Source organism: Moorena sp., assembly GCF_982860115.1.
This window is the reverse complement of the sequence record NZ_CEYLVT010000006.1, coordinates 62,651-85,059: the sequence shown is the minus strand read 5'-3', so window position 1 is coordinate 85,059 and position 22,409 is coordinate 62,651. Positions and strand designations below refer to the sequence as shown.

The following is a 22,409-nucleotide window of genomic DNA, read 5'->3' as shown; positions in this document are numbered from 1 at the left end:
AGGGCTAGATTACTTATAGAGTCTGCGTTTTAGATTATTTCGTCGCCCCCTCAGCAATAATGCCACTAGCAGCAATCAGGTATTTAGCCCTAAAGGTATAGTATTCACTATTGTTTCGACCGACTTTTACTCGTACAGCAAAGGTCTCACCCTCATCAATTACTTCTTCGACAAAAGCATCTAGTGAATCCCCACCGATAGACAAATAATGCTCTTTACCTTGTCTAAGAACAGAACGACCAGGGGTATCAGGAGGTAAACCCAAGTAATTGTGGAGTTCCTGCATCCAAAAAGAGCGCGCTTTGCCTTTATCGATAATCAAAGTATTGAGTAAGTAACGCTGGAGATAGATTCCCGCAGAGAGACCTCCTGCGCCACCTCCCACAATAATGGTGTCGTAAATTTTGTCAGTGGATTCTTGAAGATTTTGTTTTTTGAGTTTCATGATCTTACCTCTGTAGTGGATTGGACTAAAAACTATCAGGATGGAATTTGAGGTTAATTAAGATGTCCTGTTTTGACGTAGATTAAACAGCCTTCTTGACTAAAGGGAGTATGATTACTGCCATGAGGATTGCGTATCCAAGTTCCTTTAGGATAAGTGCCATATTCATCTTCAAATACCCCGTCAATTACATAAATTTCTTCTCCACCAAAATGACTATGGTGTTTAAAAACAGTTCCAGGTTCCCATTTCACTAGAGCAACATTCTCTGTACTATGAGTATGTAAGGGCATTACCTGTAATCCTTTAACTAAACCTGGAACCCAAGAGTTGTTACTTGTATCGATTACTACTCGCTCTTGATCCTCAGGAGACATTTGCCATAGTTTCACCAGAATCGTACAACCTGATTCACTTTTAGGAGTATGGCTTGAACCTACAGGATTACGGACATAAGTACCAGAGGGATAATCTCCGTTTTCATCAGAAAATATTCCCTCTAAAACCAGAAATTCTTCACCACCACCATGAGTATGAGCAGAAAAAAAACTACCAGTTTCATAGCGAACTAGAGACGTTGCTCTGGCTACTTCGTCTCCATCCCTTTCCAACATCCGACGCTGTACACCGGCCATAGGGGAATCAACCCAAGGTAGCTCTTCGCTATAGACAACAACTCGTTGACTTAAATCTGCATGAATCTGCATGGTAACCTCCTGAAATTATGTTTATTGTTGGAATCTGTAATTATTGCTTGAGATTCCTAGTACGATCACCTATCCGACTACTTAGATTCTCATTATGCCTAATTGTGCTCGACGAATCTGCCTGACTACTTAGGGCCATTAGAGCGAGCGAAGTTGCGAATGTAATTAGCAATCAACTCTAGATCTTCCTCAAGGGCAAAATGACCGGTATCTAGGATATGGAATTCAATGTTATTGAGATCTCGCTTGTAGGGATGGGCTCCTTCTTCGGGAAAAATGTAGTCACCTTTGCCCCAAACAATTAGGGTTGAAGGTTGAAACTGACGGAAATAGTCTTGCCATTGCGGGTAGAGAGTTGGGTTAGTACCGTAGCTGTAAAACAGTTCTAATTGAATTTCTTTGTTGCCAGGACGGTCTAGCAAATATTGGTCGTGAAACCAATTGTCTGGAGCAATGGTTTCTGGATTGCGAACTCCATTAGTGTATTGCCACTTAGTCGATTCGAGGGTTAAAAAATCCGCTAGAACTTGAGCATTTTCGGGAGTTTTATCCTGCCAGTAAGCCTTGAGTGGTTGCCAAAACTCTCCCAAACCTTCCTCATAGGCATTACCATTCTGTACAATCAGCCCTAGCACTTTGTTGGGATATTTGCTGGCTAGACGGTAACCTACTGGTGCGCCATAGTCCATCACATAGAGAAAGTATTGTTGTAAATCCAATTTAATCGTCAACTTTTCGATGATATCTGCCAATTTATCAAAGCTATAGTCAAATTCATCAACTTTCGGCATGGAACTAGCACCAAAACCAGGATAATCTGGGGCAATCAGGTGGAATTCGTCTGCAAGGGCGGGAATTAGATTGCGGAACATGTGGGAGGAAGTAGGAAATCCATGTAACAAGAGGATGGTAGGGGCGTTTTTGGAGCCAGCTTCCCGATAGAAAATATCAAGTCCATCAATCTCAATAGTTTTGTGCATTGTGGTGTTTAGGTTCGTCATGATGATTACGTTACTTGGTGATAATTGATTTAGTTATTACGGTTAAAACTAGATGAGGAGAGCTTCAATTTGAGGAGGAAAGTTGAGCTACTTGTTTCTCTAACTCTTTAATGCGCGCTTCTAGGGGAGCTTTGATCTTGGCCAATTCTTCTTCTGAATAACGAATCGGAATATGTTGGGGACAATTCCAGTCAAATGCCTCAACTTTAATTATGAATACTCGTCCCAATTCCGCCTGATAATTAGGATCGGCTAATTGATTGAGCAGTTGTGGGTCGTTATCAATAACTTGAGCCCTTCCCCAAATCTTTAATCGGCGACGGTGAGCGTAATCCATCAAAAATAGAAAAACGCGATCGCTTTCAGACAAGTTACCGACACTGATATATTGCAGATTTCCTTGAAAATCCACAAAACCCAAGGTTTGATCGTCCAGAACTTTGAGGAATCCTTTAGGTCCTCCACGAAACTGGATGTAAGGCCAACCTTTACTGTTGACCGTACCCATATAGAAACTATCCCGTGCCGCGATAAATTCTGTTTCTTTAGCAGTCAGAGTATCTGCGCTAATGCCTCGTTTGGCGAATTGGTCATAAATTTCCCGAGAGCTGTAGCGGGTTTGAGCGTTTTTGACTCCAGGGGTAAAAGCAATATTGGTAAATTGTCGTGCCATCAGAAATCCCCTTATTTATCTAGACTAGGTATTATGTAGACCGGTCTGTATATTATTAGTTTAATAGACAGGTCTGTATAAAGTCAAGGATTTTCCGCTGATTTTTTTTGTAAAGTTTTGTTAAGCAGTGCCCGATGGTCAAGGGTAAGGACACTGAGGAGGGGAAAGTGTTAGTCTAAACTATACAGACTTGTCTATACAAATCGGATTCAGTAACCATGAGCAAATTGACTTCATCTCGTAAACCAGTTCGCGATCGCATTTTAGAGAAAGCCTCTGAGCTCTTTTACCAAGACGGTATTCAGAATGTAGGGATTGATCGCATCATTTCCGAGTCTGGTGTGGCCAAGATGTCACTTTACAACCACTTCAAATCGAAGGATGCTTTGATTGAAGCATTCCTACGACAGCGGGGCGAGAGCTGGCGTTCCTGGTTTAAAGAAACTGTTGCCCAACATAGTTCAGATCCCAAAGAGCGTCTATTAGCAATCTTTGATGTGCTTCAATTATGGTTTGAGGCTCCAGATTTTCGGGGCTGTGCTTTCATTAACGCTACTGTAGAATTGGCCAAGCCCAATCACCCAGGTTATCAGGCGGCTTTGGAGCACCAACAAGCGGTTTATGCCTATATTTTGGATCTGGCTCAAGCTGCAGGCATTACTGATCCTGAATTATTGGCTCGACAGTTTTTACTGCTTGTGCAAGGCTCAATTGTGGTGGCGATGATGGAAGGGAACTCAATAGCCGCAGCACAAGGGAAAACCGTTGCTTCAGCATTATTAGGGAGTAGGGAGTAGGGAGTAGGGAGTAGGGAGTAGGGAACTCAGAAGAGGGAAGAGCGAAATGGGATGCTAAGCATTGAGCCGCTAAGGGAACGCACTTGTTTGTAAACGGTTGAGGGTCAATCAAAAAAACCGTTGCGTCAATGGTGTAGATTAAATCAAGATCTACTATGACCTACTCAACTATCTAGTTGTCATAGCCACCAGCACTCCCAGTAATTCATCCACAGGTGTTAGATAGCGGTCATTAAGATCCACCATCGCCTTGCCTTCTGGTGTCAGAGCCAGGAATCGCCATACTTGTCCCGTCGTAACAGTTCCATATACAGTTCGCTCAGCCATCTCTGGCTCTTTTTGGTTAACCAATCGAGCTGCATACATCGTAGCCAAGCATTGAGGGAGTCCTTCATTAATATTTTCGTTTTTTGCCTCTACCACTACCACCACTGGAGCTTTGATGGTTAACTTATCTGGGTGATCAGTAAGGATGAAATCAAAAAATCCAGTAAGTCCCTGTGCTGGGTCTACATTAAAGTTTTTGCCAGAAAACAGACTAATACGAGGGTTAATGACTGTAATTTCACTTAAAATAGGAGCGATAAGATATTCAGAGCGAGCTTTTTCAGTATTGATAGCAGTTGCTAGTGGCACAAAGCGTCTGAGAGCTTCCTGAAGAAAGTCACTGGGGGAAATTGGGTCTGCTTGAATCAGGCATGGCACAGGTTCTAGCATATCAATCCCTAGAGAAGTTAGTGTGTCTAGAGATTTAAAATCACTATAAGACATTCACATCTATCCTAGGTTTGAAAATTAACACTTGTTACTTGAAACTTGTCAAGGGTCAATTTTCAAGTAATACTTAACACTTAACAAGTAATAATAATTCAGCAAAATAATCGATAATTCCTGGGGATAATACCGAATTGTTTGGCTGCTCAAGCTCTTATTAATTGGTAATTAACCTGGATTGATACCCTAAAAATTACTAAGTCAGAGAGCCCAGGCAGTCCCCTTAGTTTCCCTTTCGTCCCCCGTGCTTGGCACGGGGGTTTTCAGCTTTCAAGAACTCTTCATAAATATGAAAGAGAAGATGGAAATTAGAACAAGACCAATAACTATATTCTCGACAGGTAGGGTAGATTGAGGGTTTTCAAGAAAATTGACTGTCGGTCTGACCACATTTTCTAGATTTATGGGATTGTTAAACTGGACTTCTTGGAAATAAGAATAACTAGGCTCATAACTAGGCTGTTGGGGATTGATGAACACTAGAGAAACAGTTTTATCCATCGGACTCACTTCGGCTAATTCTTCAAAAAACAACTTACCGGTACCGTTAGCAGTCCTGGAAATGGCTGGACTGGTTGAGTTATAATATATATCTGTGGTGAGAGACACTTGACTAAAAAGTAGTACTATCACTAAGGTTACAGGTGAAGAATCCCCTAGGCTATAGGGGTTCCTAGACAAATTTTACCATTTTCTAGATAGGATTTATAGATATTATTTATACATAAGTCAACTGCAAAGACAGGAAGAACAGTAAGCTCAAAGGAAGTTTAGGGGCTAAGACTGTTGGCATTTTGCCCTTCTCAGCACGAGACTGATGTACACAGATAACCGATAGACTCACAGAACGTCTATCGGTTAGCCTATTCGGTATCTGTGTGTAAAAACCCATGGTGTGCTTTTCTGGTTGATCAAATGCATTCAGGGGGGACTATAAAAGCCCGTTTTTACACGATCGCTGGATAAAGCATCACCCCTAAAGAAACCACACCAGCAATGATCATTAATCCAGCTGGCATAAACTTGCGAGTTTTAGCGAGCCGGATGGCAAACACAATCACCAGTGCAGCTGCTATGGCTATCCCTAAGGTTTGTGCCCAGGGTTGTCCTTGAAGCTGCATTATTCCAGCAAATATTAGCAATAAACCGCTAATTACACCAGAAATGAGAGATATTTTGCTTTTGGCTTTAGCATAGCCCATGATTCCCCCGATCAGGGCTAAGATGCCGTATAGGAGTACTGCTGCAATACTTAGATTCATCATTAAATTTTTTGTCAAACTGAACTCAGTTATACCTCTAGCTCGATACCTCTATGGTCAGTTCAGCAGAAAACTTAACATTGTAGTCCAGGTAGCAAAGGGAGTAGGGAGTAGGGAAGATCGGATGCAGCGCAGTCAAAGGAGAGCACCCCACTCGCCCTTTGCATCAAGACGGAGTAAGAAAATTTAGGTGTACTTCACGCTTACTAGGAAACGCTATAGCAACTCATCAAAATAAGAAGTAACGCTGTGCCATAGGTAAAACCGTTGCGGGCTCGCATGTTAATAATTCCCCATCAGCTCTGACTTCATAGGTTTCTGGATTGACCTCAATCTGTGGCAAGGCGTCGTTGAGTTTCATGTCGGTCTTGCTCAAGTTGCGGGTGTTGGAAACGGCAACAGCGGATTTTTGTAAGCCAATTTGAGCTGGGATGTCTTGGTCTAAGGCAGCTTGGGAGACAAAGGTAACGGATGTGGCTGCGATCGCACCACCAAAACTACCAAACATCGGACGCATATGAATCGGCTGGGGTGTGGGAATACTAGCATTGGCATCACCCATTTGGGACCATGCGATCGCACCACCTTTAATCACTATCTCTGGCTTGACTCCAAACATGGCTGGACGCCACAGACACAAATCCGCTAGCTTCCCTTCTGCGATGGAACCGACATAATTAGCAATTCCGTGAGCGATCGCAGGATTAATCGTATACTTGGCAACGTAACGCTTGGCTCGGAAATTGTCGTTTTCCCCAGTTTCCCCAGTAGTGGTGGATAACACTCCCCGTTGCACTTTCATTTTGTGGGCTGTCTGCCAGGTACGGATAATCACTTCACCGACCCGTCCCATGGCTTGAGAATCAGAGGCAATCATACTAAATGCCCCTAAATCATGAAGGATATCCTCAGCAGCAATAGTTTCCCGACGAATCCGGGACTCAGCGAAGGCCACATCTTCAGGAATGCCCCGGTCTAGGTGATGGCACACCATGAGCATATCGAGATGTTCTTCTAGGGTATTAAGGGTATAGGGACGGGTCGGATTGGTAGAAGAGGGCAATACATTAGCTTCACTACATACTTTAATAATATCTGGAGCATGACCTCCCCCTGCTCCTTCGGTGTGGTAGGTGTGAATGACTCGGTTTTTGAAGGCAGCAATGGTATTTTCCACAAACCCAGCTTCATTGAGGGTATCGGTATGAATTGCCACCTGGACATCAAACTGATCCGCCACACTTAAACAGGTATCAATAGCGGCTGGAGTAGTGCCCCAGTCTTCGTGCAGCTTCAATCCCATGGCACCGGCTATCACTTGTTCCTGTAATCCCTCGGGTTTAGCACTATTGCCTTTCCCTAAAAACCCTAGATTCACAGGAAATGCATCGGCAGCTTGCAGCATCCGGTGAATATTCCAAGCACCAGGAGTACAGGTAGTGGCGTTAGTGCCAGTGGCTGGACCTGTACCACCGCCAATCATAGTAGTGATACCAGATGCGATCGCAGTTTCAATCTGTTGGGGACAAATAAAGTGAATGTGAGCATCAATCCCGCCAGCGGTGACAATCATTCCTTCCCCAGCAACTGCTTCAGTGCTAGGACCAATAATAATAGTGACATTGTCCTGGATGTAGGGATTTCCGGCTTTGCCAATGTTGACTATTTTGCCATCTTTAATACCAATATCGGCTTTAACAATACCCCACCAATCCAGGATTAGGGCGTTAGTGATCACCAAATCCACAGCACCCTCAGCGCGGGAGATAGGGGATTGTCCCATTCCATCTCTAATCACTTTACCACCACCGAATTTAACTTCATCACCGTAGGTGGTGTAGTCCTGTTCCACTTCGATCACTAATTCTGTATCAGCCAAGCGGATGCGATCGCCTACGGTAGGACCATAAGTTTCGGCGTAGGCACGGCGATCCATACGATAACTCATCAACAACTCCTTGATTGAGGGTAATGGGTAATAGGTAATAGGTAATTTTCTCCCCTCGGCCAAACTCTGGGATTACCTCTGGGTAGCGCTTACTTAAAAAAAATAGTAACTATATATCAACTTGAGCTATCAAGTTGACCATTAATTTTGCCATTGAAGCCATACACCTGACGGCTACCGACAAGAGTGACTAATTCCACCTCTAGTTCGTCTCCCGGTTCAAAGCGGATAGCTGTACCAGCTGGAATATTCAAGCGCATGCCTTTTGTAGCTTCCCGGTAAAAATGGAGAGCTTCGTTGACTTCAAAAAAGTGAAAGTGAGACCCTACTTGAATAGGGCGATCGCCTGTGTTCGCTACTCGTACTCTGATGGTGGCACGACCAGCATTGAGTTCGATTTCCCCTATTTGGGGAATGATTTCGCCTGGAATCACTAACTAACTCCTTAAACCCTGACTAGCTTTTTATTATCTCGTAAATTAGTTGATTATCTCGTACATTTGATTTTTTTTTTGGTAGCCTTAATTGACACAGCGATGCAGCGTCGCCAAAGGAGGTTTCCGACCTGAGCGACTGCATCAAGAACTGAACTAGATGGGGAGTAGAGTTTAGTTTTTTTGATGTTCTAGGCTCTAGGCATCAAGGGTCTAGATTTCATTGCTCTAGGATTCTGTTCAGGGTATGAAGCTGCCTTCTCTTAGCACAGAACCTGTCAACTGCTTTTTTGATACCTATTACTTATTCCCTATTACTTATTCCCTATTACTTATTCCCTATTCCCTATTACCCTTACCAGATTTTTTCTCTAGCTTATCTTTTCTTCATACAGTCTTTAATCAAGGAATCCTGACTTCTCGATTGTGTTATGAATAATCAATATAGGTATTATTGAATTCTTATTTATTAACTCGTTGATGGTTTTATTTCTACAGTTAATGATTCCTTTTTGGTCAACTCTGACATCTTATATGGCTTTTAAAGCTATACTAATGGCCAGGAATTTTATCCTACTTATGGAAAAATTTTTCTTGATCAGCAGCCGGTTCTTCAGACATATCTTTTCCCAATTATTAATTATAGCATTATTCAATTAGTTATGACTATAATAATGACTAATATACCTAATTGTTTTAGTTTTTCTGTCTGGTGTTTGATTTAATTTTTTTAAAGGTTTTTTAACCATTGTTTCGTGCTTATGGGACTCCCTTCACTAGTTAAATCATGGAAAATTCTAAAATTACAACTGAACAAAGTTCACCCCAACAACAATACTATTCTTAAATCAGCTGAGCCTAAGTTCCAAGAAATCTTTAAGGAACGAATCCAGGTTGTTCAGAACTGTCGTAATACGACTGATAACTGTATCAATAGCCTGAATAACATCGTAGATGATCAAACAACTGCACAACTGAGCAGTGAACAAATCAATGACCTGAGAAACCAACTTATAAATCTCAGAGAAGAACTCTGTCAACTTCTGTGAATCTTATGATGATTTAAGATGAGTTAAAGAGTTATTTATCAAGCTTTTTGTGAGACTAACGAATTGGGTCATGTACAGTAACCAGTTTAGTCCCATCGGGGAAGGTTGCTTCTACCTGGACTTCATTCACCATTTCAGGTACTCCTTCCATCACATCATCCCGCGTCAGCAGGGTAGTGCCGTAACTCATTAAATCAGCTACTGGACGTCCTTCCCTAGCACCTTCCAAAATTTCCGCAGAAATGTAAGCAACGGCTTCTGGGTAATTTAGCTTCAACCCCTTTTCCTTGCGTCTTTCTGCCAATAAGGCGGCAGTAAAAATTAGTAGTTTATCCTTTTCTTGGGGTGTCAGTTGCATTATTTGATCCTGTGATTAGTAGCAATTTTGATATTACAACGGCCAAACTCGTGGCTTAATAATAGGACGCCCGAATAGATTAATGCGCAACAGTTGCCAAACCTCTGTAAACCAGTGTCTCACCTCCTCAGTCGAACCACCACGATAGCGGCATAATAATCCTGACATCAGCTGAGTTACCCCAGCTTCCCCTACATACTCCCTAGCACTCCAAAGTTCTCTGGCTTGTTCGATAATCTGTGATGATACCGCTTCCCCTACCAAAACTAATGTTCCTACCACTGGTTGTCCTGCTAAACCATAAGGACTAGAGAAGGTGACTTCGCTAGCTGGTAACCATTGTCGGTCAATCCACTGTGGATGTCCTTGCTGCCAAACTTCCGTATGCGATCGCCAATTTCCCTCCACAAACCTTTCTCCTCTAGCACTGCGTCCAAATCGAGTAATTTCCCAGCCTAACCAACTGGCTCCCGGCGCTAATTCTACCCGCAAATCCTGCCGGTAAACTGCACCATTGAATACTATCGTTTCCTGGGGCAACAATTCTAAACAAGCACCAGTCTCTACTTGGAGCCGGATGATTTGTCTAGTTTCTGGCTGGTTTAAACTAGCGCTATCGTTTTTTAGACTAGCTTGTGGCTTTTTTAAACTAGCGCTATCGTTTTTTAGACTAGCGCTATAACTGCCCCTACCATAAGCTTTACTAGCAGCAGCAGTGGTGATTAAAGCATGAGTCCCCGATTCCAGGTGGATATCTTGAGACAACCTGTCCCCTCCTACCATTCCTCCAGCGGTATGAAGTAACACAGTGTGACAAACCCCTAGCCCTTCTGGATAAAACGGTCGCTGTACTTTCAAGGGAGCTTTGGCGTAGGTGTGAATAGGTTGAGTTTTTCCATGGGCTAAGGCAAAGCGTAATTCAAGGCTGCCATGCCATCGAGATTGATCACTATCTGTTGGTTGTGGTTGAGAAAGTTTATTCACCAATTAATCAAAGGGCAATGTACAGTAATTGACCAGGTTGCTTCGGTGTTGCTCAATATCAGAATCATATCAACTATAGTTGAGCAAGTTACCGATGTAAGCTATCAGCTATCAGCTATCAGCTATCAGCTATAAACTTTGGCATTTGGCCACGCTACTTGAAGTGCTTATGCCCATAGCACACCCTACTTGAGGTGATTTTGAATAAAAGAGGTAAGCATTAGTTTAATTTCTGTTATGTCTGCTGTCAGGGCTTGATCAAGCTGACTGCTGACAGCTGACGGCACCTCAAGTAGCATCTCAAGTAGCGCATATGCTTACTTACCAATTACCGATTACCAATCACCCTGGGCTATTCCACAATTGGGCAAGCCTTGATCTGTGACTAATTTCCCGATTGAATCGGTGCCAAACTAATCACAGTTCGTTGGTTAACTGGAGAAGTCGGGTCAGTACCAGGTCGGGGTTCAGAGAAACCTAATCCTTCCACAACAAATTGATGGGAGGGATACTTGCTTTTGAGATAGTTCACTACCTCTTGAGCTCTGGCTTGAGAGAGTTCCTGGTTAGATTCAGGATTGCCAGTACGGGAGGTATGACCTTGCACCTTGACAACTACACTACTGGGGCTAAATTTCTGAATTGCCTCTGCCAAATCATTGAGCTTTTGCTGCTCCTGGGGACTTAATTGAAACGAAGCCTTGGCAAACTTGACTTCACCTAAAACTTCTAAGTTAGTTAGGGGCTGGGGGTTTTGTCCCTCTGCCTCTGCCACTTGAGTGCCTGTAGAGTCAGATTTTTGTTCTGGTTGCGATTCCTTGGCTTTATCATCTGCCTCAGCCACTTGAGTGGCGGTAGAGTCAGGTTTTTGTTCTGGTTCAGTAACGGTTTTTTCCGGTTCTGATTCCTTAGCTTGATCGGTTTCAGTGTTAGAGGAATCCTCAGATTGAGCCGCAACTTCTGGCTTTTCCTCAGCTTTTCCTGGAACTGAAGCCTGAGTGTTATTATCTGCCTCAGCTACTTGAATGGCTGTAGAATCAGGTTTTTGTTCTGGTTCAGTAACGGTTTTTTCCGGTTCTGATTCCTGAGCTTGATCCGCTTCAGTAGAATCAGCTACCTGAGGTTGAGCCGCAACTTCAGGTAGCTGATTCTCATCAGTGGGAGGGGTTGTAGCTATAGTTGGCTCAGCTGTTGGGGGCAGATAGTTAGCGGTAAACAGTTCTGTGGTATTAACAGGAACATCTTTTGCCTTACCCGAAGCTGCCAACACTCCCGCAGTTTCCCCTATTCTTGTTGCCAAAGTTCCTGATTTCATCCAATCTTTCGCCTCAGCTGCTGTAAAAAACTGCATTCCCTTACCAGCAGTTTCTTCATCTGTGAGATTAGCTTTCTCTACCTGGTCGTAGTATGTTTCTACAAAATCTTGTATCTCTTTAGGATTGGATTTCAGGATACGCTCAGAGGCCACTACTACATCTAAGTTGGGTTGAGTACCATCTGTTTGCTCTGTTCGGTTCAACAGAGCAACGATTTTGCCGTTAGGCTTGTGAGTCAGGAATTTGTTTAAACTAGTGCCAATCAGATCAGCTTGTTCCTGACGCAGAGCTGCTGCACGAGCTTCCTGGTCTGACTCTTGAGCATAATTGAAACCAATCCCCCGCTTCACCAGAGCGTCTCGGAAGTTAGCACTACTGAGGATTGAATAACCACTGTCCGTATCCCCTAATCCCTTAAGGTTAAGGTTTGTTTCAGCATCAGCATTCTCGGTTGCATTTTCTGTTGTAACAGAAGATGTAGTAGAAGAGTTGGCATCTTCTATAGGCGGAGTACTAATACGGTTCAATTGCAAGGAGCGAGAGTTAGAGCTAGTTACCCACCAAGCAGCACCGATTAGTAAAGCAAATCCTAACGCTAAGCTCCCTGGGATTAATTTATTGTCGGTAGTTTTCTTTTGAGTCATCTTGATGCACCTGTGATTATTTTGCTATGTTGGCTATAATTTACCACCTTTGTTCCCGATTATCTCAGCCTTAATAAAAGTACATTTAGGTCAGGGTATTTTGTACTGGGTTTTAGGGAGTAGGGAGTAGAGAGTTAAAAAAAAATTAAATTTACCTCAGGCTTACTAGGGAACGCTATAATAGCCTTATTTTTGTTTTTATCTATATTGCTATAGAGGTGAAAAGTTGGTTATAATTAAACGATTAAGGCTACACCCTGTATGCCATTTCAATTATTTGAATATCATAAATTTTATTAATAATAAGCAATAGAAATATTTCAAATTATTTCTAAATTTTAAAAAACGTAAAAAGCCTAATTAATGAGGAAATAAAACCACACCCAAAAAACTAAGAATTAGTAAGGATTATAATAAAAATTTTCCAAGGCTTGATAAATCCAGTTATGGCGTCAAATTGTTCGTAATTGAGTAGCCTAGAAGATTCCAGAGTAGTTGTGCGATCGCATTAAATGCCATTAATAGGGTTACGGTCACACTCGGAGCTCAAAAGCAACCAAACTAATGACTGACGACTAATAACCTATACATCTGGTGCATGATGCCAGATAATAAAGTCACACTCATCTAGGGGTAGCGTGCAGTTTTATAATTTGGAAACCGTGCAATAATCGTGTTTACCGTGACTGGATAATCTTTCCCTATGGTGCAAGTGCCTGACTCTACCGCCGAACTCGCTGCTCTGCTCAACGAACCCATGGATCTGGATTTCCAACTCCCAGATCCAGAGGATGAGGAAATTCAGGAAACTGACTTTGAACAGCTAGTAGATCACGCTTGGCGAGTATGCGATCGCTTTGACCTACAGACCGATATCTGGCGGGGACGGATTCTACGAGTAGTAAGAGACAGGGAGAAAAAAGGGGGTGAAGGAAGGGGAGCTGGATTTTTAAATTGGCTCAAAAGTCGGGAAATCGGGAAAAGTCAGGCTTACTCCCTAATTGAACTGGCTAACAGTGCCGATACTCTGTTAATCGAGGGTCAGCTTAGTCATGATGCCATTAATAACTTCAGTAAACGGGCATTTGTGGAAACAGCTAAGTCGGCTCCCGAAGTCCAGCAAATGGTGACAGAACTAGCTCAACAAGGCGATCGCATCACTCGCCGGGAGGTCAAACAGATGTCTGATCAATGGACTGCCATGTCCTCAGAATTACTACCAGAGGAAGTTAAAGAAAAATCCGCTGAAGGGGGTCTCCCATCCAGTTACCTGGCCCCATTAGTCAAAGAGATGGAAAAGCTGCCAGAAATCCACCTGATTCCATTACAAGAAGCAATTGCTACTAATCCAGATGTGGACACTGTTAAACATGTGACCTCAGATGCCCGTTGCTTAGCCAAGTATTTAGATGCTTCTGCCCAAGTCCAAGCTATCAATCACACATCCTTAGATATGGAACTCGCTTTAGATGAAGCGCTACGACTTGATTGTTTAAACACTGCTGCTGATTTAGTTAAACAAGCCTTGGCCCTAGAACAGGTTGTTGGCAAACTCTATACCACCTGGAAGCGTTTAGGTAGTCTGTCAGACCGATTGTATGTAGATACCGGGTCAAGTACTCCCCACTTGCGATTGCTGCTGACCTGTATGGATCGTCTAGCGGGTGACGTGATTGAAGTTCCTTTGGACGAGAGTGGAGAGCAGCTGATTCGCCTGAAAGTTATGACTGAAACGTAAGCTATCAGCTTACGACTAATCAGTAAGGGGACTTGGTAATTAATCACCTATTGGCCAATAATGCCGATCTTAATGGATAATAAACGATTGTTGTAGCCTAGAACAAGACTGATAAATCATTATTGATTAGGGGATGGACGACGATTTGGCTGTGAAAATAAGGCGTGCAGGGATGAAAGACAGTTTAGATGACATGAGCGAGAATATACAAAAATTTTCTACCTTAGTAGACCTGCTACGTTACCGAGCAATACACCAGCCGGATCAGATAATCTATACATTTCTACTGAACGGGGAAACCCCAGACCGCTACCTTACCCATAAACAGTTAGACAACCACGCCCAAGCGATCGCATCGGAGCTTCTACACCAGAACGCAAAAGGGGAGCGAGCTTTGCTACTCTATCCACCCGGTTTAGAGTTTATCACAGCTTTCTTCGGCTGTTTGTATGCGGGAGTGTTAGCCGTTCCCGCTTATCCCCCCCGTTCCAATCAAAATTTGTCCAGGCTAGAGGCAATTGTGGCAGATGCTCAGGCCAAATTTGCCCTCACTACTACCCCTCTATTAGAAAAAATAGAGACTCAGCTAGCTGAAAATCCCGCCAACAATCAACTGAAGTGGCTGGCAACTGACAATCTGCCTACGCACCACGAATCAGATTGGCAGCACCCGGACTCTAAGGAGAATACCCTGGCTTTTCTACAGTACACCTCTGGATCAACGGGTAAACCCAAAGGAGTAATGGTTAGCCACGGGAATTTGCTATATAACTCAGCTTTGATTAATCGGTGTTTCCAAGATACACCCCAAAGCCGGGGATTGTCTTGGTTACCTGCTTACCATGATATGGGACTGATTGGCGGCATCCTACAGCCTCTTTATGTTGGTCTTCCAATCATCCTGATGGCACCAGTAGATTTCCTCCGCAAGCCTTACCGCTGGCTAAAAGCAATTTCCAAATACCAGATCACTACCAGTGGTGCTCCCAATTTTGCCTATGAGCTGTGTGTGCAGAAAATTACGACTAAGCAATTAGAAACCCTTGACCTGAGCAGCTGGCAAATGGCCTTTACCGGTGCTGAGCCAGTTCGAGCCTCCACATTAGAGCGATTTGCTAAGAAATTTGCCCCTTGTGGCTTCCGTCGCGAAGCATTTTACCCCTGTTATGGCATGGCAGAAACCACATTATTAGTAACTGGAGGCTTGAAAGACCAACCTCCAGTTATAAGGGAATTTGAAGGGGAAGCTCTTGAACAAAATCAAGTGGTTCCCGTGCCAGAAAATCGTCTCAATCAGTCTAATGGTCAGTCTAATGGTCAGTCTAAGGGTAATGGGCAGACTCGAATCCTGGTCGGCTGTGGGCGGACTTGGTTAAATGAAAAAATTGCGATCGCACACCCCCAATCCCTCACCCAAGTTGAAGCTGGTGCCGTCGGAGAGATTTGGGTAAAAGGTCCAAGTGTTGCTCAAGGCTATTGGAATCAACCAGAGGTGACGGAAAAAACCTTTAATGCCTATCTAGCTGATACCGGTTCAGGGCCATGGCTGCGTACTGGTGACTTAGGATTTATCCAGGATGGTGAGTTATTTGTAACAGGTCGTCTAAAGGATTTAATTATTATCCGGGGTCGCAACCATTATCCCCAAGATATAGAATTGACAGCGGAAAAGAGTCATCCGGCTCTTCGCCCTGCCTATGGCGCAGCTTTTTCTGTGGAAGTCGGACAGGCTGAGCAATTGGTGATTGTTCAAGAAGTCTCCAGGAATTACCTGCGGAAACTAGATGTAGATCAAGTGGTTGAAGCAATCCGGAGTGCCATCTCCCAAGAATACCAGCTTCAAGTCTATGCTGTGTTATTGCTCAAGACCAATAGTATTCCCAAGACATCCAGTGGCAAAGTACAGCGCCATGCTTGTCGAGCTGGATTTATAAACAATACCTTGACAGTTGTCGGGCAATCGAGCTTGGCGCAACAGCCAACGATTGCCCCAACCAAACCAGAAAAAGAACCCACTACTAGTAATACTATCGGCAAAGCGCAAACCCGCCATACAATTCAAAAGTGGATAGTAAATTGGCTAGCGCGAGAAACAAAACTTCCTGCTGGGTCTATTAACATCAGCAAGTCTTTTGCTGATTATGGTCTAGATTCAGTAACAGCAGTTGAACTAGCTGATGATCTCGAAGAATGGTTAGGAGTGCCTCTGTCTCCTACACTGGCTTATGATTATCCCAATATCGAATCCCTTGCCCAATATCTGGCGACAGTAAGTCAAAAAAGCAACTCAAACCAGGAGGACAGCCCAAGAAAAATCGAACCGAGAGTTTCGAGTGCAGGTACTGAGATGCAACAATTATGGGAGGCACAGTTCCAGAATCTGGATCGGTCCACCTCGACACCCTTTTATCGTTCACCGGTGACGGTTCAATCGATTTCCTCCAGTGGTGATCAAGAGGTAGACCAACTCTTAGCTGAGTTGGAAATGCTCTCAGAAGCACAAATCCAAGAAATTCTGGGAAAACCCATCAAATAGTTCCTAGATCTATGTTTCGATCTATGTTGCCAGTGGATGATATTGCTAAGCGGATTGCCAATCTCTCCCCCGAAAAACGCGCCCTTCTTGAATTGCAGCTGCAAAAGAGGAAAGGGTTAAAAGAACCTATTGCTATTATCGGGATTGGCTGCCGCTTTCCAGGTGCCTCTTCCCCAAACTCCTTCTGGCAACTGCTCAAAAATGGTGTGGATGCTATTACTGAAGTGCCAGCCGACCGTTGGGATATCCAGAAATTTTACGACGGGGATCCCACAGCACCAGGTAAAATGTATTGCCGTTATGGTGGTTTCCTGGGGCATGTTGATCAATTTGATCCAGAATTCTTTGGCATTGCTCCTCGGGAAGCTACCTATATCGACCCCCAGCAGCGACTACTGTTGGAAGTAATTTGGGAAGCACTAGAGGATGCAGGCCAAGTGCCTAGTCAACTCAGTGGTAGCCAAACGGGGGTCTTTGTTGGCATTTCTACTCATGATTATGGTCAGCTGCTTCTCCAAAGTCCAGAGGTGGTGGATACCTATACCAATACTGGTGTAGCTTCCACTATGGCAGCTAATCGCATTTCCTACCTACTGAATTTCAAAGGGCCAAGTCTAACGGTTGATACGGCTTGCTCCTCATCCCTAGTCGCTGTTCATTTGGCTTGTCAGAGTATCTGGAATGGTGAGTCAACCCTAGCCCTAGCAGGGGGAGTAAATTTGATGCTAACCCCAGTGGTGACGGTTGGGTTGAGTAAGTTAACGGCTTTATCTCCTGATGGTCGCTGTAAGGCATTTGATTCCCGTGCCAATGGCTTTGTGAGGGGCGAGGGCGCTGGGGTGATAGTAGTAAAGCCCCTATCCAAAGCCCTGATCGATAAAGACCCAATTTATGCTGTGATTCGAGGCAGTGCGGTTAACCAAGATGGGCGCACCAATGGTCTAACTGCTCCGAGTAGAGATGCTCAGGAAGCTGTTCTAGTCTCGGCCTACCAGAATGCGGGCATTTCACCGTCAGATGTGCAGTATGTAGAAACCCATGGGACCGGAACCCTACTGGGAGACCCGATTGAAGCGATGGCTTTGGGAAATGTCCTAAAACGAGAACCCTCTGACCACAACTCTGATAATAACTCTGATAACTACGGTGCGTTATCAACCCACCCTACCAACAAGCCTGTTGCGATTGGCTCGGTCAAATCTAATATCGGTCATCTAGAAGCAGCTGCTGGTATTGCTAGTTTGATCAAAGTCGCCCTATCCCTCAAGCACCAAGAACGTTTACCCAGCCTCCATTTCCTTGAGCCAAATCCCCACATTCCCTTTGATCAACTGCCCCTGCGAGTACAGCAGCAACGGGAGCCTTGGCCATGGGATGTGATTCCCCCATTTGCTGGTGTAAGTTCTTTCGGTTTTGGAGGAACCAATGCTCATGTGGTGCTACAAGGAGCGCCAGAATTGACAAAAGCGACAAGTAATGATAGAGACCAAAACGATCAAGACCAAAACTATCATCTATTTACCTTGTCTGCCAAAACCGCAACCGCCCTGCAAACCCTAGGAAAGCGATACATAGACTTCATAGCATCTGAGCCATCAAAGACACTAGCAGATATTTGTTTGACCAGCAATAAAGGGCGATCGCATTTTAACTATCGTCTAGCCCTCCTAGTCCAATCCACTGACCAGTTGCAGCAAAAACTGACCAAGTTGACAGAAAGCCAAACGATTTCGGACAAAATAGCACAAAATAGCCCTACTCCCCCCGAAATCGTTTTCCTCTTTACCGGTCAAGGCTCTCAGTATAGTGGTATGGGACGGCAACTCTACGAAACCCAACCAATCTTTCGGGCTACTCTCGACCAATGCGCCGAAATTCTGCAATCCTATTTACAACAGCCGTTACTGGATGTCCTGTATCCGGAAATCTTCAGCCACAACAGTGACAACTCCACATTAAATCAAACCGCCTACACCCAACCGGCATTGTTTGCTCTAGAATACTCCCTGGCTCAGTTATGGCGGTCTTGGGGAATCGAACCAACTGTGGTGATGGGTCATAGTGTTGGGGAATATGTGGCAGCAACTGTAGCAGGAGTCTTTAGCTTAGAAGATGGGCTAAAGCTAATTGCCCAAAGAGCGCGTTTGATGCAACAGTTGCCAGAAGGTGGTGAAATGGCAGTGGTTTTGACCAATGAGCAACAGGTCACTGAGGCAATTCAATCCCTATCCGAAAAAGTCTCAATCGCTGCCATTAACGGTCCGGAAAATATTGTGATTTCTGGGGAAAGTCAGGCCGTTCAAACAGTGATAGCCCGACTACGCTCTCAAAAGGTCAAATCACTAAAGTTGCCAGTCTCTCATGCCTTCCATTCTGCCCTCATGGAACCAATGGTGGCAGATTTTGCCCAGGTATTATCGGAAATATCCCTACATCCCCCGCAAATAGAGATAATCTCGAATTTAACTGGAAAATTAGCCACTGCTGAGATAGCTACGACCGAGTATTGGTGTGACCATGTGCGTGGGTCCGTGAAATTTTACCAGAGCATGGAAACCCTTTATCAACAGGGTTATCATCTGTGTGTGGAAGTAGGACCGAAGCCTAGCCTATTGGGAATGGGCAAAGCGTGTTTACCGAAAGGAAAGCTCACAGCTATACCAAGTTTGCGCCCAGGAAAACCAGATAGTCGGCAAATGCTGGAAAGTTTGGCAAGCCTATATAAACATGGCGCATCAGTAGACTGGGGAAGATTCCATCAGCATAACCCCCGTCGCCTAGTTTCCCTACCCACTTATCCGTTTGAACGGCAACGGTATTGGCTAGATACCACTTCAGTAAAACCATTATCCCCGATTTCCTATGGCCAACTATCCACTCCCTCCTATGGGGATTGGTTGTATCAAATAGCATGGCGACCTAAGGATGTAGATGTATCTGATATATCTACTGATATATCTAAATCTAGTACAACTTGGTTGATTTTTGCCGATAAAGAGGGCTTTGGAGAAACATTTGGAGAAACATTAACTCAACAGCTGGAAGAAAAATGTGTTGGCAAAGCGGTTCCAAAGGAACATCGGGTTTTGTTAATTTCCCCTGGCTCAAGCTATGAACAATTACAAGCAAACCATTACCAAATTAACCCAGCACAACCGCAACACTTTCAGCGTCTTTTAGATCAAGAAGTCGAATCCCTAAACGCAACATCTGTGATTGTGGTTCATATGTGGAGTTTAGATACTCCCGCACTGGACCAGTTTCAAACATTTCCCCTAGACGCCACTTTAGAAAACGGTTGTGGTAGTGTCTTGCATTTGCTGCAAGCGTTAGTCAAAGCAGAATTAGCTCAACCCCCTCGTCTGTGGTTAGTTACCGAGGGCACACAACCGCTAGGTAAGACGAAAAAATCCTTACGGATTGCCCAGTCTCCCCTATGGGGTTTAGGTGCAGTTATTGCCCAAGAACATCCAGAACTGTGGGCAGGGATAATAGACCTAGAACCAAGTCAAGACTCAGCACTGAGCAATGAGCAGCACTACCAAGAGCAATCATTAATGCTGCTAAACCAGATATTACGGCCACAGGGAGAAAACCAATTTGCTTTGAGGGATGGACAAGCCTATGTGCCTCGCCTGATTCATCAACAGCAACAGTCCCAACCCCCCGCTTTACCATTGCAGCTAAAACCAGATAGCACCTACTTAATTACCGGTGGTTTGGGGTCACTGGGGTTAAAGGTAGCTGAATGGATGGCCGATAAGGGCGCAAGGTATTTAGTACTGGTAGGACGAAGTCAACCAAATCCTAGGGCCTCAGAAATAATTGGGAAATTAGAAGAACAAGGTGTGATGGTAGTCCTTGAGCAGGTGGATGTATCCCAGGAAGCACAAGTTAGGGACTGTCTCAACAGAATTCAGGTTTCCCTACCCCCCCTCAAAGGAATTATCCATGGTGCAGGGGTCCTAGAGGATGGGGTGCTGCTGCATCAAGATTGGGCAAAATTTGCCAAGGTGATGAAGCCGAAAGTTGAGGGAGCCTGGAATTTACACCGGTTGACTCAGGAGATGGCCCTAGACTTATTTGTACTATTTTCTTCCGCCACCTCTATCCTAGGTACCCCTGGTCAAGGAAACTATTCCGCAGCTAACGGATTTTTAGATAGCCTCAGCCATTATCGACAAGGGCAAGGTGCAAGCGCTTTAAGTATTAATTGGGGGCCTTGGGCTGAGATGGGTTTAGCCGCTGGCGTCGGTAAACGGATGGCAATGCTGGGAATCGAGCCGATTCAAGCACCACAGGGATTACAGATACTCGAACAACTTCTGGCACAAGATGGGGCTCAGGTGGGGGTATTACCGGTGGAGTGGTCAACGTTAAAAGAACGACTACCGGTAGAGTTACCGTTATTCCTATCAGAGGTAATCACAACAGAAACACTACCGCCTCAGGGGGATGGGGAAAACGACAATTCTGGGATTTTTGATCAACTGCTCGCTAGTACAACAACCCAACGGGAAGAGTTATTAAACGATTACCTTAAGCAACAGATTGCTAAGACTTTAGGGATAAGTCGGGAAATCTCAGGGTCGAGCAACCTGATGGATTTGGGTGCTGATTCCTTAATGATTGTAGAAGTACTCAATGCCTGTAAGAAAGACCTGAAGATAACCCTTTATCCTAGGGAGTTTTATGAGCGACCAACGATTACGGCTCTAGCTGAGTACTTGGCTTTGGAGATGGAACGGCTTCATCAGCCCCAGCCAACCCAAACCTCATTGACCACTACTAGTCTCTCAGATATTAAGAATTGGGCTAATCCTTGGGCATGGAACAATAGCGAACGCAATTTTACCAAACCCACCCAGCGTAATCGGAGCATGGTGTTTGTGCTATCTAGCCCTCGGTCAGGCTCCACCTTACTGCGGGTGATGCTAGCTGGTCATCGGGATTTATTCTGTCCACCAGAATTACACCTATTGCCCTTTGATACCATGGCTGAGCGCAATCAATCCCTAGGTTCAACTCACTTAGGAGAAGGGTTAGCGCGAGCTTTCATGGAAATCATGAACCTAGATGCCCAAGCCAGTACAACACTGGTGGAGGAGATAAGCCAGCAAGACTGGTCGATTCAGAAGGTTTATGGCAGGTTACAGGAACTAACGGGTAAACGTACTCTTGTGGATAAGTCTCCTACCTATGCTGGCAGTCTGGAAACCCTAAGGCACGCGGAAGATTTATTTGAAGAAGCGAAGTATATTCATCTGGTACGTCATCCCTATGCGGTAATTGATTCCTTCGTGAAAAATCGGATGGATAAAATCTTTGGTATTGATCAGGTAGACCCTTATTGGCTAGCAGAGGAAGTTTGGACAACCTGTAACCGTAATATCCTAGACTTCTTCCAGGAAATTGCACCATCCAATCATCATTTAGTGTATTACGAGGAACTAGTAAAGCAACCTGCTTTGGTCATGGCAAGGTTGTGTGAGTTTCTGGATATTCCTTTTGATGAGGCGGTTTTAGAACCCTATCAAGGGCAGCGGATGACGGATGGAGTTCATCCCCAATCCCTACCGGTGGATGACCCCAATTTCCGCAACCATAACCAAATTGATTCGGCTTTGGGAGAGGTTTGGCGGCAAATCCAGCTGCCCCGGCCTTTGGGGAATTTTGCGGAAGAAGTTGCAACACGGTTGGATTATCAATTGCCTAACCTACCCTACTCGAATACGAAGGGCGA

Annotated in this window: 16 protein-coding genes and 1 pseudogene; 4 read left to right on the top strand and 13 right to left on the bottom strand. The window is 44.4% G+C overall.

Annotated elements, in window-relative coordinates:
* Window positions 1-55: 55 nt before the first annotated feature.
* The 4 genes and pseudogenes from AC4II3_RS02295 to AC4II3_RS02280 all read right to left on the bottom strand — a co-directional run.
* Window positions 56-445 (bottom strand): annotated as a pseudogene (locus AC4II3_RS02295) (FAD-binding protein); the annotation flags it as partial.
* 53 nt (window positions 446-498) lie between these two features.
* The gene (locus AC4II3_RS02290) at window positions 499-1,152 is read right to left on the bottom strand and encodes a cupin domain-containing protein (RefSeq protein ID WP_488015050.1); all 654 of its coding nucleotides are present in this window, start codon (window positions 1,150-1,152) and stop codon (window positions 499-501) included.
* Between the two features lie 125 nt (window positions 1,153-1,277).
* Window positions 1,278-2,153 (bottom strand): alpha/beta fold hydrolase, encoded by an 876-nt coding sequence (locus tag AC4II3_RS02285; RefSeq protein WP_488015048.1) that lies wholly within the window; start codon window positions 2,151-2,153, stop codon window positions 1,278-1,280.
* Between the two features lie 64 nt (window positions 2,154-2,217).
* Window positions 2,218-2,826, bottom strand: coding sequence for a pyridoxamine 5'-phosphate oxidase family protein (locus AC4II3_RS02280; protein ID WP_488015046.1), 609 nt, complete (start codon window positions 2,824-2,826; stop codon window positions 2,218-2,220).
* A 218-nt stretch (window positions 2,827-3,044) separates the two neighbouring features.
* Here AC4II3_RS02280 and AC4II3_RS02275 point away from each other — a divergent pair, with 218 nt between their 5' ends.
* Entirely contained in the window at window positions 3,045-3,623 is a 579-nt protein-coding gene (locus tag AC4II3_RS02275) for a TetR/AcrR family transcriptional regulator (RefSeq protein ID WP_488015044.1), read from the top strand.
* A gap of 168 nt (window positions 3,624-3,791) precedes the next feature.
* Here AC4II3_RS02275 and AC4II3_RS02270 read toward each other — a convergent pair whose 3' ends face one another.
* The 9 genes from AC4II3_RS02270 to AC4II3_RS02230 all read right to left on the bottom strand — a co-directional run bounded on the left by AC4II3_RS02270 (window position 3,792) and on the right by AC4II3_RS02230 (window position 12,392).
* Window positions 3,792-4,394 carry a hypothetical protein gene (locus tag AC4II3_RS02270; RefSeq protein ID WP_488015042.1) on the bottom strand — a complete coding sequence of 201 codons (603 nt, stop codon included), beginning with the start codon at window positions 4,392-4,394 and terminating at the stop codon, window positions 3,792-3,794.
* A gap of 273 nt (window positions 4,395-4,667) precedes the next feature.
* Window positions 4,668-5,006, bottom strand: coding sequence for a hypothetical protein (locus tag AC4II3_RS02265; protein WP_488015040.1), 339 nt, complete (start codon window positions 5,004-5,006; stop codon window positions 4,668-4,670).
* 109 nt (window positions 5,007-5,115) lie between these two features.
* Complete coding sequence (locus AC4II3_RS02260) at window positions 5,116-5,289, bottom strand: hypothetical protein (RefSeq protein ID WP_488015038.1); 174 nt, start codon at window positions 5,287-5,289, stop codon at window positions 5,116-5,118.
* A 55-nt stretch (window positions 5,290-5,344) separates the two neighbouring features.
* Window positions 5,345-5,659: a TMEM14 family protein gene (locus tag AC4II3_RS02255; RefSeq protein WP_488015052.1), complete on the bottom strand. Its 315-nt coding sequence runs from the start codon at window positions 5,657-5,659 to the stop codon at window positions 5,345-5,347.
* A 229-nt stretch (window positions 5,660-5,888) separates the two neighbouring features.
* The gene (gene ureC / locus AC4II3_RS02250; RefSeq protein ID WP_293086683.1) at window positions 5,889-7,607 is read right to left on the bottom strand and encodes an urease subunit alpha; all 1,719 of its coding nucleotides are present in this window, start codon (window positions 7,605-7,607) and stop codon (window positions 5,889-5,891) included.
* A gap of 116 nt (window positions 7,608-7,723) precedes the next feature.
* Window positions 7,724-8,041, bottom strand: a complete 318-nt coding sequence (locus tag AC4II3_RS02245; RefSeq protein WP_488015036.1) for an urease subunit beta — start codon at window positions 8,039-8,041, stop codon at window positions 7,724-7,726.
* A gap of 1,104 nt (window positions 8,042-9,145) precedes the next feature.
* Complete coding sequence (gene ureA / locus AC4II3_RS02240) at window positions 9,146-9,448, bottom strand: urease subunit gamma (RefSeq protein WP_008179425.1); 303 nt, start codon at window positions 9,446-9,448, stop codon at window positions 9,146-9,148.
* A gap of 33 nt (window positions 9,449-9,481) precedes the next feature.
* Entirely contained in the window at window positions 9,482-10,432 is a 951-nt protein-coding gene (locus tag AC4II3_RS02235; RefSeq protein ID WP_488008684.1) for an urease accessory protein UreD, read from the bottom strand.
* Window positions 10,433-10,817: 385 nt separating this feature from the next.
* Window positions 10,818-12,392 carry an OmpA family protein gene (locus AC4II3_RS02230; protein WP_488008686.1) on the bottom strand — a complete coding sequence of 525 codons (1,575 nt, stop codon included), beginning with the start codon at window positions 12,390-12,392 and terminating at the stop codon, window positions 10,818-10,820.
* Between the two features lie 703 nt (window positions 12,393-13,095).
* On the opposite strand from AC4II3_RS02230, the gene AC4II3_RS02225 reads away from it, so the two are divergent.
* The 3 genes from AC4II3_RS02225 to AC4II3_RS02215 all read left to right on the top strand — a co-directional run.
* On the top strand, window positions 13,096-14,130 hold the full coding sequence (locus AC4II3_RS02225) for a hypothetical protein (protein WP_070391830.1): 1,035 nt from the start codon (window positions 13,096-13,098) through the stop codon (window positions 14,128-14,130).
* 172 nt (window positions 14,131-14,302) lie between these two features.
* The gene (locus AC4II3_RS02220; RefSeq protein ID WP_488008688.1) at window positions 14,303-16,666 is read left to right on the top strand and encodes an AMP-binding protein; all 2,364 of its coding nucleotides are present in this window, start codon (window positions 14,303-14,305) and stop codon (window positions 16,664-16,666) included.
* Between the two features lie 11 nt (window positions 16,667-16,677).
* On the top strand, window positions 16,678-22,409 hold a 5,732-nt coding region (locus AC4II3_RS02215; RefSeq protein ID WP_488029150.1), incomplete at its 3' end, for an SDR family NAD(P)-dependent oxidoreductase.

What these genes read in the sequence shown, in the direction of transcription:
- AC4II3_RS02280 (WP_488015046.1), bottom strand. Translation starts at nt 2,826, where the DNA reads ATGGCACGACAATTTACCAATATTGCTTTTACCCCTGGAGTCAAAAAC.
- AC4II3_RS02255 (WP_488015052.1), bottom strand. Translation starts at nt 5,659, where the DNA reads ATGAATCTAAGTATTGCAGCAGTACTCCTATACGGCATCTTAGCCCTG.
- AC4II3_RS02260 (WP_488015038.1), bottom strand. Translation starts at nt 5,289, where the DNA reads ATGGGTTTTTACACACAGATACCGAATAGGCTAACCGATAGACGTTCT.
- ureA (WP_008179425.1), bottom strand. Translation starts at nt 9,448, where the DNA reads ATGCAACTGACACCCCAAGAAAAGGATAAACTACTAATTTTTACTGCC.
- AC4II3_RS02225 (WP_070391830.1), top strand. Translation starts at nt 13,096, where the DNA reads ATGGTGCAAGTGCCTGACTCTACCGCCGAACTCGCTGCTCTGCTCAAC.
- AC4II3_RS02290 (WP_488015050.1), bottom strand. Translation starts at nt 1,152, where the DNA reads ATGCAGATTCATGCAGATTTAAGTCAACGAGTTGTTGTCTATAGCGAA.
- ureC (WP_293086683.1), bottom strand. Translation starts at nt 7,607, where the DNA reads ATGAGTTATCGTATGGATCGCCGTGCCTACGCCGAAACTTATGGTCCT.
- AC4II3_RS02285 (WP_488015048.1), bottom strand. Translation starts at nt 2,153, where the DNA reads ATGACGAACCTAAACACCACAATGCACAAAACTATTGAGATTGATGGA.
- AC4II3_RS02275 (WP_488015044.1), top strand. Translation starts at nt 3,045, where the DNA reads ATGAGCAAATTGACTTCATCTCGTAAACCAGTTCGCGATCGCATTTTA.
- AC4II3_RS02270 (WP_488015042.1), bottom strand. Translation starts at nt 4,394, where the DNA reads ATGTCTTATAGTGATTTTAAATCTCTAGACACACTAACTTCTCTAGGG.
- AC4II3_RS02230 (WP_488008686.1), bottom strand. Translation starts at nt 12,392, where the DNA reads ATGACTCAAAAGAAAACTACCGACAATAAATTAATCCCAGGGAGCTTA.
- AC4II3_RS02220 (WP_488008688.1), top strand. Translation starts at nt 14,303, where the DNA reads ATGAAAGACAGTTTAGATGACATGAGCGAGAATATACAAAAATTTTCT.